This window comes from Picosynechococcus sp. PCC 11901 (assembly GCF_005577135.1).
Lineage (GTDB): Bacteria > Cyanobacteriota > Cyanobacteriia > Cyanobacteriales > MRBY01 > MRBY01.
In genome coordinates this window covers 112485-127286 of sequence record NZ_CP040360.1, presented here as the reverse complement: position 1 = coordinate 127286, position 14802 = coordinate 112485, and the positions used below count along the sequence as shown (strand labels likewise).

Genomic DNA, 14802 nt, shown 5'->3' with positions numbered 1-14802 from the left:
TAAACTCCCTTTAAGAAAAACTTGATTTAGTTACTTTTGATACAGAAACTATCTTTTCTATATTATATGTAGCCGCCGTCAAAGATTCAAGGGCTTTTTTGGGGTACAAGTCTTCTGAAAATGGGCAAAAAAAATCAGCGGCGATCGCTGACTTGTATGTTGATTGTCCCTAAAGGAAGGGGAACGAGCTCAACGGTCTAGAAAAGATCAAGAACACTCCGGGTATTTTCCCGGCGGCGCTCGTCCTTCGCTTCATATTCAGCCATGCAGCCATTTTGTTCGACCATTACACAACTGAGATAATCAGTGGCTTCAATCAATGCCGCCCGGAGCGCTTGGCCAACGGGAGCGCGATTTGTTTCGGTGCGATCGCCACCAAGATTAATCCCTGCAAAACTAGCCGTTGCACCCCCGGAAGTCGAATCAGATTTTGCCTTTCCTTCAACGGTACGCGCATAGAGCACTTCCCCAGTGGTCGAGTCAACAACCCGTAGATCCACGGCAACGTAGGCCTCTTCACTAGAGCCACGGCCACCACCGCCGAGCCGGACGCCACCGATCCGAATGCCACTGAGCCCAAAGCCAGTCGATTCTTCCTTGACCCCTTCTTCGTAGGAGGTGATCTGACCGAGCACGATGTATTGCGCCCCTGTGACTTGGCCCCGTTGGGCTCCCGTTTCTGGGCGAACAATTCCCAATTCAGCTAATTCCTGTTCTGACAGGACGGCCCCTAGGTTTTGTCGTTCAACGACGCGGAAGTTGCCAGTGGCAGTAAGCTCATTGCTGAGGGCATCGGCCAGCTCTTGGGAGGTGCTGCTGTTCCACCACCAATAGCTGCCATTGGTTTCGTTTTTAAATTCTGGGACAGAAATAGTCGGTTGCCACTGAGCCAGCGCTTTTTCGCCCCCAAGTCCTAGGGTGAGTGCGAGAAAGGCCAGGGCAGTAGAGCGACTCACGGATGTTAAAAGCTGATTGGTTTTCATGGGTTTCTTTCAGATGCTACAGAATAAGGACAAAATTTTGGATGGTGCCGTATGCTTGCCCTTATATTTATACGCTTGTATGTATATGCCGCATACTGACACTGATGCACTTCACTGCACTTAAACATATATTGACGCTTTTGTCCCCTGCTGGGGTTCCCGGTTTGAGGATTTTGTGGGGTGAAATATACTAAAAGGTCTGGAATTCGCTAGAAGCTGGCATTTTCGGTTTGACCACTGCTTTGGAGAAGGGAGTCCCCATGACCCGTTACGCGCTTGTTCATGAATGGTTGACGCCCTACGCCACGGGGGGTTCAGAGCTGGTGGTGCGAGAAATGCTCCAGGACATTGAGGCGGATCTTTTTGCTCTGATTGATTTTGAGTCGTCTAACCCTGATAACTATCTCTATGGTCGGGCGATCGCCACCAGTTTTTTACAAAAATTTCCCCGGGCAAAATATGGTTTACAAAACTATCTGCCGCTGATGCCCCTGGCGATTGAGCAATTTAACCTTGAAGCTTATGACGTAATTTTGTCGTCGTCCCATGCGGTGGCTAAAGGGGTTTTGGCGCGGCCCCACCAGCTACACATTTGCTACTGCCACACACCGATGCGCTATGCCTGGGATTTAACCTTTGATTATTTAGATAATTCTGGCCTCGGCAAGGGCATTAAAGGGATTTTGGCGCGGTATTTTCTCCATCGACTGCGGCAATGGGATGTGATCAGTGCCAACCAGGTGGATTATTTTATTGCCAATTCCCACTGGACAGCCCAACGGATCTGGCGCTGCTATCGGCGACGGGCAGCGGTGATTTATCCCCCGGTCAATTTAGAGCGCTTTGCCTACCGAGAGGAAAAGGATGATTTTTATGTGACGGTGTCGCGGTTGGTGCCCTACAAAAAAGTGGCGTTAATCGTAGAAGCGTTTAACCAGTTGGGCAAAAATTTGGTGGTCATTGGTGGCGGGCCAGAATTAGAAAAGCTCCAAAAGATGGCAAAACCCAATGTGCAAATCCTGGGGCGGCAACCGGATGAAGTGGTGGAAGATTACCTGGCGCGGGCAAAGGCCTATGTTTATGCAGGCTGTGAAGATTTTGGCATTGTTTTGGTCGAAGCCCAGGCCTGCGGGACGCCTGTGATTGCCTTCAATCGCGGGGGGGCTGCCGAAATTGTCGCCGATGGCAAAACGGGGATTTTGTTTCCTCAACAATCGGCCCAGGCGATCGCCAATGGAGTCGAGCGTTTTGAGGCCCAGGCCCAAGATATTCAGCCGGAAGCTTGTTTTGTGAGAGCTCAGCAATTCGCCGCTAACATTTTTCGGCAAAGCTATGTAGAATTTGTAGACAACTGTCAAGAAAAATGGCGCAAATGGCGATCGCCCCGCTCCATTTTCCCAGGGTTTGACCAGTGGTGAGGCGTGACCCTAACAGCCAGGCAGTTTTTGGTGTGTGGAGAGGATCGTAATGGCAGTTTATCGGCAGTTTGATGCGCTGAAATTCGTGGCTGGGCTAGCACGACAAAGCTCAGAGTTTTTGTTTGCCCCCAGCGATCACCGCTCCCTGTCCCTGCGGCGCTGGCTCGATGGGGCGGTGGCGAAGCGGAGCTTTGACATTTGTTTTTCCCTCGGCGTTCTGGTGCTATTTTCTCCCCTCTATTTGGTGATCGCCCTAATCATTAAACTCACCTCTCCCGGCCCTGTTTTTTATGTACAACGGCGGGTTGGCAAAGATTTTCGTCCCTTTGGCTGCATCAAATTTCGGACGATGGTTATGAATGCTGACGCCGTACTCGAAGAAATGTTGCGGCGATCGCCAGAGTTGCGCGCCGAATTTGAACAGGATTTCAAGCTCAAAAAAGACCCAAGAATTACTGGCATTGGCCATATTTTGCGCCTCACCAGCCTCGATGAATTCCCCCAGTTTTGGAATGTTTTAAAAGGCGATATGAGCATTGTTGGCCCCCGGCCCCTTGTCCCCAAAGAACTTTATAAATACGGTCGCCACATCGACAAAGTTTTGACCATTCGTCCGGGTCTCACGGGGCTATGGCAGGTGTCTGGGCGCAACGATATTCCCTACGGCACAAGGGTACGGATGGATTCTTACTATGTGCACCATCGCCATTGGTTTATGGATTTGTGGATTGTCTGTAAAACTGTTTTTGTGATGCTGTTCCCGAAAAATAACGGTGCCTACTAGGGCGACTTTTCCGAATTTTCTGCATAAAGCTTTTTGAGAATCGGGATTGTTTCCCACTGCTGGGGGCGAATCTGCTGCCAATCAAGGCCTTGGGGTTGCGGCTGGTTGTGGTGCGTTTGATAAATAGTTGTGGGGGTACAAAGCCAATCCAGGGGCCAGTCGTGGGCTTCTAGGGGTAACGCTGCGGGGGGCACCACCTGCAAATCGTGCACCGTGGTCACAATGGTCGTTTTTTCGTTCATCAGGCCAAAGTGCTGAAGCATCGCTAGTTCTAAATCGGCGAAACCTGCTCCTTTCCCCGTACGTCCGCCGGCCACACTCACCGCTACACAGCCCACCACCGCTAAATCAATGGTTTTCATTTCCACGAAACTAACGGGACGGCCATATTTGAGGATGTTGTTTTTTTCAGCGGCGATCGCCAAATCGAGGCCTTGGGGTAGCTGCTCCCGCGTAATGGCGACAAAGCAAGATTCATTCACCAACTGCGGCACCGCCATATACAAGGTTTTTCCCGCAGCCAAGGCTTGGTGACGTACAGGGGCCTGGGGCTGATCGGGATTGCACTTAATCACCGTTGCCTGTCGCCAAATATCCAAAGTAGTTAATTTCTCAGCGGCGGCGATCGCCCCGACGAAATTCGGAATGTGGCCGTGGGGAGGCGTTACCGTTGCTCCAGCCGTTGCCAAGCAGTCCCAAATGGTTTGCCTAAGGCGTGCTTTTGTGGGGTTGTAATGCTGCCAAGGGGAATGTGCCATTGGTGCTATTTGCGGTGGACGGGAAAATCGCGCCTGCGCCACAGTTGCCACCCCCAAACCCCGACAATTAGGGACGTAATCCCCGCATAGAGGGTGCCGCTGGGGAGACCCGAAAAGGCGATCGCCAAACTCCCTGCCCAGAGGGTAAGGCCATAGATAAATAGAACCGTAGTGCGATGGGAAAAACCCGCCGCCAAAAGTCGGTGGTGCAGGTGCCGTTTATCCGGTTTGAAGGGGGAAGAGCCGCTACTAATCCGCGAAAAAACCACCGTGGTCATATCGATCAAGGGCACCGCCAAAATCACATAGGGCAAGAGCACCGCTGCCGCCGCCGTCGTTTTCACGAGGCCCACCACCCCCATCGCCGCCAGGGTAAAGCCCATAAAATAAGAGCCACCATCCCCCATGAAAATTTGGGCGGGGTTGAAGTTGTAGCGCAAAAAGCCGAGGGCCGATCCCGCTAAGGCCGCCGCAATAAAAGCCACCATGGGTTCGTTGAGATAGAGGGTCGTCACCAATAACACCGCCGCCGCAATCCCCGAAACCCCCGCCGCTAGACCATCAAGGCCGTCAATCCAGTTGATCGCGTTGGCCATGCCCACAAGCCAAATTAGGGTCAAAGGTAGGCTCAACCAGCCCACAGAAAACACTTCCCCGGTAAACGGAATCGTCAAAAATTCGATTTGTACCCCCATTAACCAGGCAATTCCCGCTGCGACGAATTGCATCAACAGTCGCGATAAGGCGCTTAATTCAAATAAATCGTCCCCAAAGCCAATTCCAAAAAAGGCGATCGCCCCGAAAAGCACCCCTAAGATCGGCCATTGTTCCCCAGGGAACAATGGGGGGAACCAATCCATCTGCCAAGCCGTCCCTAGGGAGACGAGGGTGCCCATAAAAATCGCCACGCCACCCAAGCGCACCATCGGTCGGTCATGGACTTTCCGCTCGTTGGGTCGGTCTACCCGGCCACTCCGTAAGCCAATCGCTTTCACAATGGGGGTACTAATCAGCACCACAACCAGGGCGATTAGACTCGTGACTAAATACAACAATTCCTTCGGCATATTGGCGTTGGCTAAGAACAGAGAGAGTAGAGCAAAACCGAAATAAGAAAAAACCCAGGTTACCTTTTTCATTAAACCTGAGCTTTCCATTATTTAAAAAGATATTAAAGAATTTAGGCGATCGCCGCTACCGGAATCTGCAAATGGGGGTAGAGGGGGAACTTTTCACAAAGATCCGCAACGCGACCCAGACAATCCTGTTTCACCGCTTCATCATCGGGATTTAACAGACGATCCGCAATGATGTTGGCAATTTCGGCAAAGTCTACTTCCTTGAGGCCCCGGGTGGTCATCGCTGGCGAACCGAGACGGATGCCGCTCCCAATCCAAGGCTTCTCAGGATCGAAGGGAACGGTGTTTTTGTTGGCGGTGATGTTGATCTCACTGATCAAAGCATCAGCCCGCTTCCCGTTCATGCCAATGGAGCGCATATCCACAAGCATCAGGTGGTTATCTGTCCCGTTAGAAACGAGTTTGAAGCCACGGCTGACGAGGGTATTGGCCATCGCCTGGGCATTAGCAATTACCTGGGCAGAATAGGCTTTAAATTCCGGCTTGAGGGCTTCGCCGAAGGCCACCGCTTTACCCGCAATGACATGCTCAAGGGGGCCGCCTTGGCTACCGGGGAACACCGACTTATCAAATTTCTTGCCCAGTTCGGCGTCGCGGGTCATGATCAGACCACCCCGGGGGCCACGGAGCGTTTTATGGGTAGTAGTGGTAACCACATCGCAGTGGGGAATTGGGTTGGGGTGATGGCCTGTTGCGACTAATCCCGCAATGTGGGCAATGTCCGCCATCAGATAGGCACCTACTTCATCGGCGATCGCCCGGAATTTATCAAACTCAATAATGCGCGGATAAGCAGAATAACCACAGATGATCAGCTTCGGTTTTTCCCGCAGGGCAATTTCGCGGATTTCATCATAATCGAGGCGTTCTGTTTCTTTGTTCACGCCATACTGCACCACTTCAAACCATTTCCCCGACACATTCACCGGCGAACCGTGGGTCAAGTGGCCCCCATGGGACAAGTCCATCCCCATAATTTTGTCACCGGGTTCCAGGAGCGTTAGGAACACCGCAAAGTTGGCCTGGGCGCCGGAGTGGGGTTGAACATTGGCGTGGGCTGCCCCAAACAATTCCTTGACGCGATCAATGGCAATTTGCTCTACTTGATCGACAAATTCGCAGCCACCGTAATAACGCTTATTGGGAAGACCTTCGGCATACTTATTCGTGAGGACAGAACCCTGGGCCGCCATCACCGCTGGGGAGGTGAAGTTTTCGCTGGCGATGAGTTCGAGGTGTACCCGCTGGCGGTTGAGTTCACTGGCAATCATCCCAGCAACAACGCTATCGGTTTGGGCTAAAAAATCAAGGTTAGTTTGGGTCACGGTGAGGTCTTCCTTTCGCAATCGCAAATAAAATTTAAAAATACTTCCTGCGGATGGCGCATTATACCATCGGCATCGCTAAAATTTTAACAAACATTCCTCGGCGGGCCGGGCTAGGTAAATGGCGCTATGGCTCCCAAGGTTAAGCAGTGTAGCAAGTTTAACGAATTTATCAGCAGTTCCCTTTACAATAAAAATTAAGCAAGAGTGGTTGTTGGGTCCCATGGGAGGCAAGCGCAGATGTTGATGATCCTTACGGATGGACAGATCTTACCCACTGATCAAGTGTGCCAGGGCTGTTTAATGGCCGATCAAAGTGGCACCCCCCGCGTACGCCAGGGCAAATTATGTTGCGGCCATCTCATCAATGGCAATTTTCCCAAGGTGGCGACGACCTATGAGTGCCAGATGGGTTTTCGGATTGCGGATGTTGGCGATTAGGTTCCCTGTCTCCAGCGAACTTAATTCAAATTCAATTCCAGAGATTGACCATAAAAAATCCCCCAGGTTTTGAAAAATCAAGCGATGGGGGAAATATCAGGTAAAGATTATGTCTGGTACAGGCCTAAGCGATCGTCGGCGCCCCAGTACCCGTTGTATCTTTTGTTTCGCTAAAGAAAGCATTATAGGCATATCCTGCGGCGATCGCCCCAAAAATAGGTGCCACCCAAAAGAGCCATAGCTGACCGATTAATTCGACGTTGCCACAAAAGAGAGCGACGCCCGTACTCCGAGCCGGATTGACCGAGGTATTGGTGATTGGAATACTAATCAAGTGAATCAACGTTAAACCAAGACCAATGGCAACTGGGGCAAAACCGGCGGGGGCACGGCGATCTGTGGAACCCAAAATAATCATCAAAAACATAAAGGTCATGACAATTTCGGTAATCAAAGCCGCCAGTAAGCCATAGCCACCTGGAGAATGACTCCCAAAGCCGTTGGTAGCCAGGGGATTCGAGCCGGATAAGTCTAAGGCTCCATTGCCACTGCCGACCACCAAAATGACAAGGCCAGCTAAAGCTCCTCCCAACACCTGGGCCACGATATAGGGAAGTAGTTCATGCCCAGGAAAGCGTTTGGCGGCCCAGAGGCCAAAGGAAACTGCCGGGTTAAAATGGCCACCAGAAATATGCCCGAAAGCATAGGCGCCAGTCACAACTGTTAAACCAAAGGCCAGGGAAACCCCCAGAAAACCCAGACCTAAGCCGTTGGAAAGGTCAGCGTCGGATAGGGCAACGACGGCGGCAAAAACAGCACTGCCACATCCCCCCAGAACCAACCAGAATGTCCCTAGAAATTCTGCAATGTATTTCTTCATGTATGTCGCCAATTACAAATAGACTACATACATAATTTTCTTTTCAACTCCAATGAAGAGGCGCTTTTTTGTCATAAGAGTTCACTAAAGATATTTGCGTTTAGGCCTAGCCAATCAGCCCAGGATAAATTGCTATGCAATGGGCTTACTTTGCACTTTGCAGCACAAGACCAGAGGCGATCGCCATCACGATCAAGTTGGGTAACCAAGCCGCCAAAATAGGGTGCAGATACCCGGCTACGCCCACGGAACTGATCATAAAGGCGAGAAAATAATACCCAAAGATTAACCCCACACAGAGACCAAACCCGGTGGCTTTCCCGGCACTCTGGGGCCGTAAACCAATGGCGGCTCCCACCACACCCAGGGCAAGACAAATGAAAGGAAACGAAATTTTTTCTTGGAACCGCACCCGCAACTTCCGCAACCAAGCCTCATCCCGGTCAGGGTCGGCGGCAACGGTCTGCATATATTGCTGGAGTTGGGCCAGGCTCATGTCTTCGTGTTTGGGTAATTCTTCGTCCACCCGTAGTTCGTTGCTGAGTTGGATTTGGTGGCGATCAAAGCGCAGCACATTACGGTAGGAGCCGTCGATATCAATGAAGTAGATAATGCCATTTTGAAAATTCCACTGATTACGGGCGAGATCCCAGCCAGCGGCATCGGCGGTGACAATTTGATTCAGGCTGCCGTTGGAGCGGTCGATGATCGTCAGATCTTTCATCTGTTGCCCATCAAATTCGGCGGCATAGAAAAGGCGCTTGAGGACATTATCTTCGCCATATTCGGGATAAATAATTTTCTCATCTCGAAAGGGCGCTTGTTTTTGTAAAAAGGCTTGTTCCAGGGTTTGGGTGGCCTGGGCATTGGCGAGGGGGATCACTTGGTCTTTAAAAACGAAGGTGATTGCTGTGGCCAGGATGCTGAAAATGAGGGCCGGTAAAACGAGGCGATAAACACTAATCCCCAGGCTGCGGAGGGCAATAATTTCACTATCTCCAGAGAGGCGACTGTAAACAATGAGGGTCGCCAGCAAAACGGCCATCGGCAGGGCAAAACCGATAAATTCCGGCATTTTCAGGGCCATGACCTTCAGAGCCACATCAAAGAGCAACCGAGATTCTCGCACCTGGGCCAAAAGATCAAAGAGACTACCGACGGCGATTCCCAGGGCAGAAAATAGCCCCAAGCCAAATGCAAAGGCTAGATTGAGTTCACCGATGATGTAGCGGTCTAAAACGGCAAGATTTTTAAGCAAAGATTTCATTGAAGCGGCAGAGTGGCAATGGCTTGGGTGAAGTCGTTGATATTGTGGTTCAATTCTTTGGCGATCGCCAATCCCCTTTGGAGCGCAACGAGGGCATCGGGGTAGCGGCCCGCCTGTTCATAGAGGGTGCCGAGGGTGCGGTAGGTTTCCATCATCCCAAAGCGGTTATAGCTCGCTTCTTGGACGGTAATCAGTTGTTCATAGACTTGGAGGCCAGAGGCGTTTTTCTCTTGGGCCAGGTAAAGGGTCGCCAACTGGGTGAGGGCACTTTCGGCGGCGTCAAAATACTCCAGTTCCCAGGCGAGGGTAAAGGCATCGCGGCTAAAGCTTACGGCCTGGGGATAATCCTGGAGTTGCCTGTAATTTTCGGCGATTTGTTGGTAGGTGCGGATCAGTCGGGGCAAGTTTTGTGCTTGGAAATAAACAGCGGTGAGTTGCCGTTGCTGGGCGATCGCCTTTTCGGGCTGCTGGGTTTGCTCGTAGAGGGCGGCGAGTTGTTCCCGGTCTGCGTCCGTGAGGGCGTTGAGGGTTGCGATTTCTTCTAGGGCATTGAGGGCGGCCTTGGTGTTAAACCAATCTAGGGCCAATTGGGTAATTAGGCGCAAAATTTCTGGTTTGTAGGGATCTTCGAGGGTCTCTAGGTGCTGCCGATAGAGGGCGATCGCCCGTTGGGAATCCCGAATTTGTTCATAGGCCGTGGCCAGGGGCAGCAGGAGATTATAGTCTTGGGGGAAATTTTGTTGTTCGATGGCCACCAAACGTTCGGTGATGATCTGTACTGGCTCTGTTTGGTTATCTTCCCAGGCGATCGCCCCGATTCGTCCCAGGCTTTCCACTTCGGCTTGGCGATCCGGTAAAACTTGCCGTAACCGCAGTTGTCGCCACCACCGAGAAAAAGCCGCCTCTTTATTTCCCGCGGCCCATTGCTCGAACCCCTCAGCCTCTAGGGTGATAATTGTCTGGGTTAGTTGGGCCACCTGGGACTCACTCAAGGGGCGATCGCCCTGCTGGGTTGGGAGTAAAGGATCCTGAATTGGCCCTACCAGAGATGCCGCCGAAACCTGCCCGGCCCCCATCATTAAGCTGAGGCTAAGAAAAAGCAAAAGTTTGCGATAACAATTGGTCATGGGGTTTACTCTATTAACAATGGCGAGAAAGGCTTCCCGTCACAGTTTCGATCCTCTGCATAAAAAGTATATGTCCTCTGCGAAAACCGCCAGTAAACTCAAAACTGACCTCGATAATCCGCAATATTATTTTAATCGGGAACTCAGTTGGCTTGAATTTAACCGCCGCGTTCTCAGTGAGGGATTGGACGACCGCAACGTACTGCTAGAGCGCCTCAAATTTCTCGCCATTTTTAGCAATAACCTCGACGAATTTTTCATGGTGCGGGTTGCCGGACTGAAGCAACAAGTGGAGGCCGGGGTCAGCAAACTCTCCTTTGATGGGCGCAATCCAGCCGAACAACTCCAAGACATTTACGAACGCCTCAAACCCCTCGTCCAACTCCAGGATCAGCATTTTCAACACACCCTTAAGCCCCTCCTCGCCCAGGAAGGAATTCACCTCGTTGACTACCTCGACCTCAACCGGGAACAACGGAACTATTTCCATGACTTTTACCAGGAGCATATTTTCCCTGTCTTGACGCCCCTCGCCGTTGATCCGAGTCACCCATTTCCCCACATTTCTAACCTCAGCCTAAACCTTGCGGTGGTGATCAAAGAACCAGAAAACGAAGAACAAGAAAGATTTGCCCGGGTCAAGGTGCCAGGGAACTTTCCCCGGTTTGTCACATTACCCCCAGAGCTTTGCTATTACCCCGATCAAGAAAAAGTGATTTGGGTGGGGGTACCCATCGAACAGGTGATCGCCCATAATCTGGATACCCTCTTTCCCCAGATGAATATCCAGGAGTGCTATGCCTTTCGGGTCACTCGCAATGCGTCTCTTTCGGTGGAAGAGGACGAAGCCGACGATTTGATGATTGCCATCGAGGAACAGTTACACAAGCGGCGGTTTAGCGGTTCTGTGGTGCGCCTCGAAATTCACCATTCCATGCCGGAAGATGTGCGGCAAATGCTCATCAAGGAAATGGATCTCCAGGACATTGATGTCTATGAAGTAGAGGGTTTAATTGGTCTAGATTCTTTGTTTACATTCCTCGGTTTGCCCCTCAAGCACCTCAAGGACAAACCCTGGTCACCCACTGCCCCGGCTTGGCTCGATGCGGGGAAAGGGAGCCGTTCTTCGGAAGATTTTGAGTCGGATTTTTTTGAGTTGATTCGCCAGGGCGATCGCCTTTTGCACCATCCATACCATTCTTTTTCTGCCACCGTTCAGGCTTTCATTACCCAAGCGGCGAAGGATCCCGACGTGCTGGCGATTAAAATGACCCTCTACCGGACTTCCGGTGATTCACCGATTATTCAATCCCTCATCGAAGCCGCCCAAAATGGCAAACAGGTGGCGGTATTGGTTGAGTTAAAAGCCCGCTTTGACGAAGAAAATAATATTAACTGGGCCAGAACCCTCGAACAAAAAGGCGTTCATGTGGTCTATGGCCTGGCTGGGCTAAAAACCCACACCAAAATTGTCCTGGTGGTGCGCCAAGAAAAAGAGAAAAAAATTCGCCGCTACGTGCACATTGGCACCGGCAACTACAACCCGAAAACCGCCCGCCTCTATACGGATCTAGGCTTACTGAGTTGTCGTGAGGATTTGGGGGCAGATCTCACGGATTTGTTTAACTTCCTCACGGGTTATTCCCGCCAAAGTTCCTACCGTAAGTTATTGGTGGCCCCCGTCACCCTCCGGTCTCGCATGGTGGCAATGATCGAGCGGGAGATTGCCCATGTCAAAAATGGCGGCAGTGGACGGATCGTCGCGAAAATGAACTCCCTAGTCGATCTAGAAATGATCCAAACCCTTTATCGGGCATCCCAAGCGGGGGTGGAAATTGATCTGATTGTGCGGGGGATCTGTTGTCTCCGTCCCGGCGTCGAGGGCCTCAGTGAAAATATCCGCGTCATCAGTATTATTGGGCGGTTCCTGGAACACTCGCGCATTTACTATTTCCAAAACGATGGGGCTGAGGAAATGTACATCGGTAGCGCCGATTGGATGACCCGTAACCTGAGTCGTCGGGTGGAAGCAGTGACCCCCGTAGAGGATCCCAAGTTAATTGGCGATCTCAACGAGATCCTGGGGATTATGTTGTCCGATAACCGCTTATCTTGGCAGCTCCAGCAGGACGGCCATTACCACCAAAAAGAACCCCATGCCGATGGCCACAGCGACAGCACCCACGATATTTTGATGCAGATGGCTCTCCAGGACAGCTTAGATTAGTTTTCGTTGTCGCGCGTTTCAAATTCTGTGGTAGCATCCTAACGCTTTTGGCTTGAACTTTTTGTTACGGAGACACATTGAATTTAAGCGTTTTAAAACGGGAATGGTTTGCCAATGTGCGGGCGGATATGCTGGCTGGTGCAGTGGTGGGATTGGCGTTGATCCCAGAGGCGATCGCCTTTTCGATTATCGCTGGGGTTGATCCAAAGGTGGGCTTATATGCCTCGTTTATCATTGCGGTGATGACAGCCTTTCTGGGAGGCAGACCCGGCTCTATCTCGGCGGCCACAGGAGCAATGGCGCTGTTGATGATTGATTTGGTGAAAGATCATGGCCTGGAGTATTTGTTTGCGACGACCCTTTTGACGGGCGTGATTCAGGTGATCTTTGGGTTCCTCAAACTGGGCCGCCAGATGAAATATGTGCCGCGGGCGGTGGTCTTGGGCTATGTGAATGCTTTGGCGGTGTTGATTTTCTTGGCCCAACTGCCCCAACTGATCGGGAAATCGCCAATGGTTTATGTCCTCACGGCGTTATCCCTGGTGATTATCTATGGTTTGCCCCGGCTGACGACGGTGGTGCCTTCACCCTTGGTGACTTTGGCGGTGATGACGGTGGCGGCGATCGCCTTAAATCTAGACGTTCCCACGGTGGGGGATATGGGCGAACTGCCCACGGCCCTGCCCTTTTTCCGCTTACCCCAGGTGCCCCTGAACTGGGAAACGCTGCAGATTATTTTTCCCTATGCAATCACCCTGGCAATTGTCGGTCTCCTGGCTTCATTCTTAACGGCTTCTTTAGTGGATGAGTTGACCGATACCCCCAGTGATAAAAACCAAGAGGCGAAGGGGCAGGGCTTTGCCAACATTCTCACGGCCTTTTTTGGCGGCATGGCGGGCTGCGGCATGATTGGCCAATCGGTGATCAATGTCCAGTCCGGTGGCCGGGGACGTTTATCGACCCTGTGTGCGGGGATTTTTCTGTTAATTGCGATTTTGGGCCTCCAGGATTGGGTGCAACAGATGCCCATGGCGGCTTTGGTGGCAATTATGATCATGGTCTCCGTTGGGACGTTCCGCTGGTCTTCTCTCAAAAATTTATCCCGTCTGCCGCGCAGTGAATCCATGGTGATGCTGACGACGATGACAGTAATTATCCTGACCCGCAATTTTGCCCTGGGAGTCGCGACGGGCATTGTGATGAGTACGGTCTTTTTCTCCAATAAGATTGCCCAGGTTGTTTTGGTGGACAAGCGGGTGGAAGCCGGGGGCGATCGCCATGTTTATACTGTCCGGGGGCAAATCTTTTTTGTCTCTAAGGAAGAATTTTTTGACGCCTTTAATTTTGAAGAAGTCGTTGATCAAGTCGTCATCGATCTCAGCGCCGCCCATCTCTGGGATCAAGGGGCTGTGGAAATGCTTGACCGCATCGTGGCGAAGTTTCACCGTACCGGGGCCGAGGTGGAATTGCTGGGCCTCAACGCTGAAAGTGCGAAACTGGTAGATAAGCTGGCCACCTATAGTAAAAAACACACCGCGAAAGTGACCCCGGCCCCCGTAGACGTTTCTTGAAAAGCTTGAAAAACCATGCAACGAATTTTGTTATGCACCGACGGCTCCAATTTTGCCCAGAGTAATTATCAATATGCCGCTTGGTTTGGCGATCGCCTGGGGGCCACCATCGACGTACTCCATGTCACCGATGCCCGGAGTAGGGCCGCCGCCGATGCCCGTAATTTTAGTGGCAGCATTGGCCTGGGAACGTCTGAAAGTCTCCTTCAACGTTTGGTCGCCCTTGAACATGAAAAAGCCAAGCTTGATCATGAACGAGCAAAATTAATTCTCCAAGAAGCCCAAGAAACCCTAAGTGCCGCTGGCCAGCCCCCCGCAAAACTCCTCCATGAAGTGGGCTATTTTATCGATTGTCTCCAACACCTAGAACAAAATACTGATCTGATTATTTTGGGCAAGCGAGGGGAATCAGAAAATATCGCCCCCGATCACCTCGGAGCTAATTTAGAGCGTCTGATTCGGTCGAGTCATAAACCCTGCCTGGTCACTTCCCGCGAATTTCAACCCATTGATCGCCTCCTCATCGCCTACGATGACAGTCCCAGTTGCCGCAAACTCCTCGACTTTTTGAGTGAATGTGCCGCCCTCAAAGCCTTAGAAATCCATGTGCTGACCGTCACGAAAAAACCCGGTGATGCCACGACAAATCCCTGCCTTGCCCAGGCCAAGCAACGCTTGAGCGCCGCTGGCATTGAGGCCCATTACCACCTTGTTCCAGGCAACTCCGAAACGGCGATCGCCCAATTTTGTGACCAAGCCAAAATAAACCTGTTAATGATTGGTGCCTATGGCCATAGCCGCATTCGCCACTTCGTCATTGGCAGCACCACCGCCCAAATTCTCCGGAGCAGTCGTATTCCCGTCTTCGTTTATCGCTAACTG

Annotated in this window: 13 protein-coding genes; 6 read left to right on the top strand and 7 right to left on the bottom strand. The window is 51.5% G+C overall.

Annotated elements, in window-relative coordinates:
* Positions 1-197: 197 nt before the first annotated feature.
* Complete coding sequence (locus FEK30_RS01740; RefSeq protein WP_012308031.1) at positions 198-983, bottom strand: CsgG/HfaB family protein; 786 nt, start codon at positions 981-983, stop codon at positions 198-200.
* Between the two features lie 260 nt (positions 984-1243).
* Here FEK30_RS01740 and FEK30_RS01735 point away from each other — a divergent pair, with 260 nt between their 5' ends.
* Both FEK30_RS01735 and FEK30_RS01730 read left to right on the top strand, forming a co-directional pair.
* Positions 1244-2401: a glycosyltransferase gene (locus FEK30_RS01735; RefSeq protein ID WP_138071414.1), complete on the top strand. Its 1158-nt coding sequence runs from the start codon at positions 1244-1246 to the stop codon at positions 2399-2401.
* Positions 2402-2450: 49 nt separating this feature from the next.
* Positions 2451-3185: an undecaprenyl-phosphate galactose phosphotransferase family protein gene (locus tag FEK30_RS01730; RefSeq protein WP_138071412.1), complete on the top strand. Its 735-nt coding sequence runs from the start codon at positions 2451-2453 to the stop codon at positions 3183-3185.
* On the opposite strand, the gene FEK30_RS01725 is transcribed toward FEK30_RS01730, so the two are convergent.
* From FEK30_RS01725 to glyA, 3 genes are all read right to left on the bottom strand, one after another.
* Positions 3182-3943, bottom strand: a complete 762-nt coding sequence (locus FEK30_RS01725) for a 5-formyltetrahydrofolate cyclo-ligase (RefSeq protein ID WP_138071410.1) — start codon at positions 3941-3943, stop codon at positions 3182-3184. The two genes, FEK30_RS01730 and FEK30_RS01725, sit on opposite strands and share 4 nt — an antisense overlap.
* A 5-nt stretch (positions 3944-3948) precedes the next feature.
* Positions 3949-5010, bottom strand: coding sequence for a glycosyltransferase family 4 protein (locus tag FEK30_RS01720; RefSeq protein WP_012308027.1), 1062 nt, complete (start codon positions 5008-5010; stop codon positions 3949-3951).
* A gap of 113 nt (positions 5011-5123) precedes the next feature.
* A complete protein-coding gene (glyA, locus tag FEK30_RS01715; protein ID WP_065711720.1) occupies positions 5124-6407 on the bottom strand; it encodes a serine hydroxymethyltransferase in 1284 nt (427 codons plus the stop codon).
* A gap of 240 nt (positions 6408-6647) precedes the next feature.
* Here glyA and FEK30_RS01710 point away from each other — a divergent pair, with 240 nt between their 5' ends.
* A complete protein-coding gene (locus tag FEK30_RS01710) occupies positions 6648-6848 on the top strand; it encodes a hypothetical protein (RefSeq protein ID WP_012308025.1) in 201 nt (66 codons plus the stop codon).
* A 124-nt stretch (positions 6849-6972) separates the two neighbouring features.
* Here the strand turns inward: FEK30_RS01710 and aqpZ are convergent, their stop codons facing one another.
* From aqpZ to FEK30_RS01695, 3 genes are all read right to left on the bottom strand, one after another.
* Complete coding sequence (gene aqpZ, locus FEK30_RS01705) at positions 6973-7728, bottom strand: aquaporin Z (RefSeq protein ID WP_138071408.1); 756 nt, start codon at positions 7726-7728, stop codon at positions 6973-6975.
* A gap of 145 nt (positions 7729-7873) precedes the next feature.
* Positions 7874-8995, bottom strand: a complete 1122-nt coding sequence (locus FEK30_RS01700) for an LptF/LptG family permease (protein WP_012308023.1) — start codon at positions 8993-8995, stop codon at positions 7874-7876.
* Entirely contained in the window at positions 8992-10122 is a 1131-nt protein-coding gene (locus tag FEK30_RS01695) for a tetratricopeptide repeat protein (RefSeq protein WP_138071406.1), read from the bottom strand. Before FEK30_RS01695 ends, FEK30_RS01700 begins: the two co-directional genes overlap by 4 nt.
* A 70-nt stretch (positions 10123-10192) precedes the next feature.
* Here FEK30_RS01695 and ppk1 point away from each other — a divergent pair, with 70 nt between their 5' ends.
* The 3 genes from ppk1 to FEK30_RS01680 all read left to right on the top strand — a co-directional run bounded on the left by ppk1 (position 10193) and on the right by FEK30_RS01680 (position 14799).
* Positions 10193-12349, top strand: coding sequence for a polyphosphate kinase 1 (gene ppk1 / locus FEK30_RS01690; RefSeq protein WP_062435799.1), 2157 nt, complete (start codon positions 10193-10195; stop codon positions 12347-12349).
* Positions 12350-12426: 77 nt separating this feature from the next.
* Positions 12427-13920 carry a SulP family inorganic anion transporter gene (locus tag FEK30_RS01685; RefSeq protein WP_065711257.1) on the top strand — a complete coding sequence of 498 codons (1494 nt, stop codon included), beginning with the start codon at positions 12427-12429 and terminating at the stop codon, positions 13918-13920.
* A gap of 15 nt (positions 13921-13935) precedes the next feature.
* The gene (locus FEK30_RS01680; RefSeq protein ID WP_138071404.1) at positions 13936-14799 is read left to right on the top strand and encodes a universal stress protein; all 864 of its coding nucleotides are present in this window, start codon (positions 13936-13938) and stop codon (positions 14797-14799) included.
* The last annotated feature ends 3 nt before the right edge of the window (positions 14800-14802 follow it).

Coding starts and splice junctions, on each gene's coding strand:
- aqpZ (WP_138071408.1), bottom strand. CDS start 7,728: ATGAAGAAATACATTGCAGAATTTCTAGGGACATTCTGGTTGGTTCTG.
- FEK30_RS01725 (WP_138071410.1), bottom strand. CDS start 3,943: ATGGCACATTCCCCTTGGCAGCATTACAACCCCACAAAAGCACGCCTT.
- FEK30_RS01740 (WP_012308031.1), bottom strand. CDS start 983: ATGAAAACCAATCAGCTTTTAACATCCGTGAGTCGCTCTACTGCCCTG.
- FEK30_RS01710 (WP_012308025.1), top strand. CDS start 6,648: ATGTTGATGATCCTTACGGATGGACAGATCTTACCCACTGATCAAGTG.
- FEK30_RS01700 (WP_012308023.1), bottom strand. CDS start 8,995: ATGAAATCTTTGCTTAAAAATCTTGCCGTTTTAGACCGCTACATCATC.
- FEK30_RS01730 (WP_138071412.1), top strand. CDS start 2,451: ATGGCAGTTTATCGGCAGTTTGATGCGCTGAAATTCGTGGCTGGGCTA.
- FEK30_RS01695 (WP_138071406.1), bottom strand. CDS start 10,122: ATGACCAATTGTTATCGCAAACTTTTGCTTTTTCTTAGCCTCAGCTTA.
- FEK30_RS01720 (WP_012308027.1), bottom strand. CDS start 5,010: ATGCCGAAGGAATTGTTGTATTTAGTCACGAGTCTAATCGCCCTGGTT.
- ppk1 (WP_062435799.1), top strand. CDS start 10,193: ATGTCCTCTGCGAAAACCGCCAGTAAACTCAAAACTGACCTCGATAAT.
- FEK30_RS01680 (WP_138071404.1), top strand. CDS start 13,936: ATGCAACGAATTTTGTTATGCACCGACGGCTCCAATTTTGCCCAGAGT.
- FEK30_RS01735 (WP_138071414.1), top strand. CDS start 1,244: ATGACCCGTTACGCGCTTGTTCATGAATGGTTGACGCCCTACGCCACG.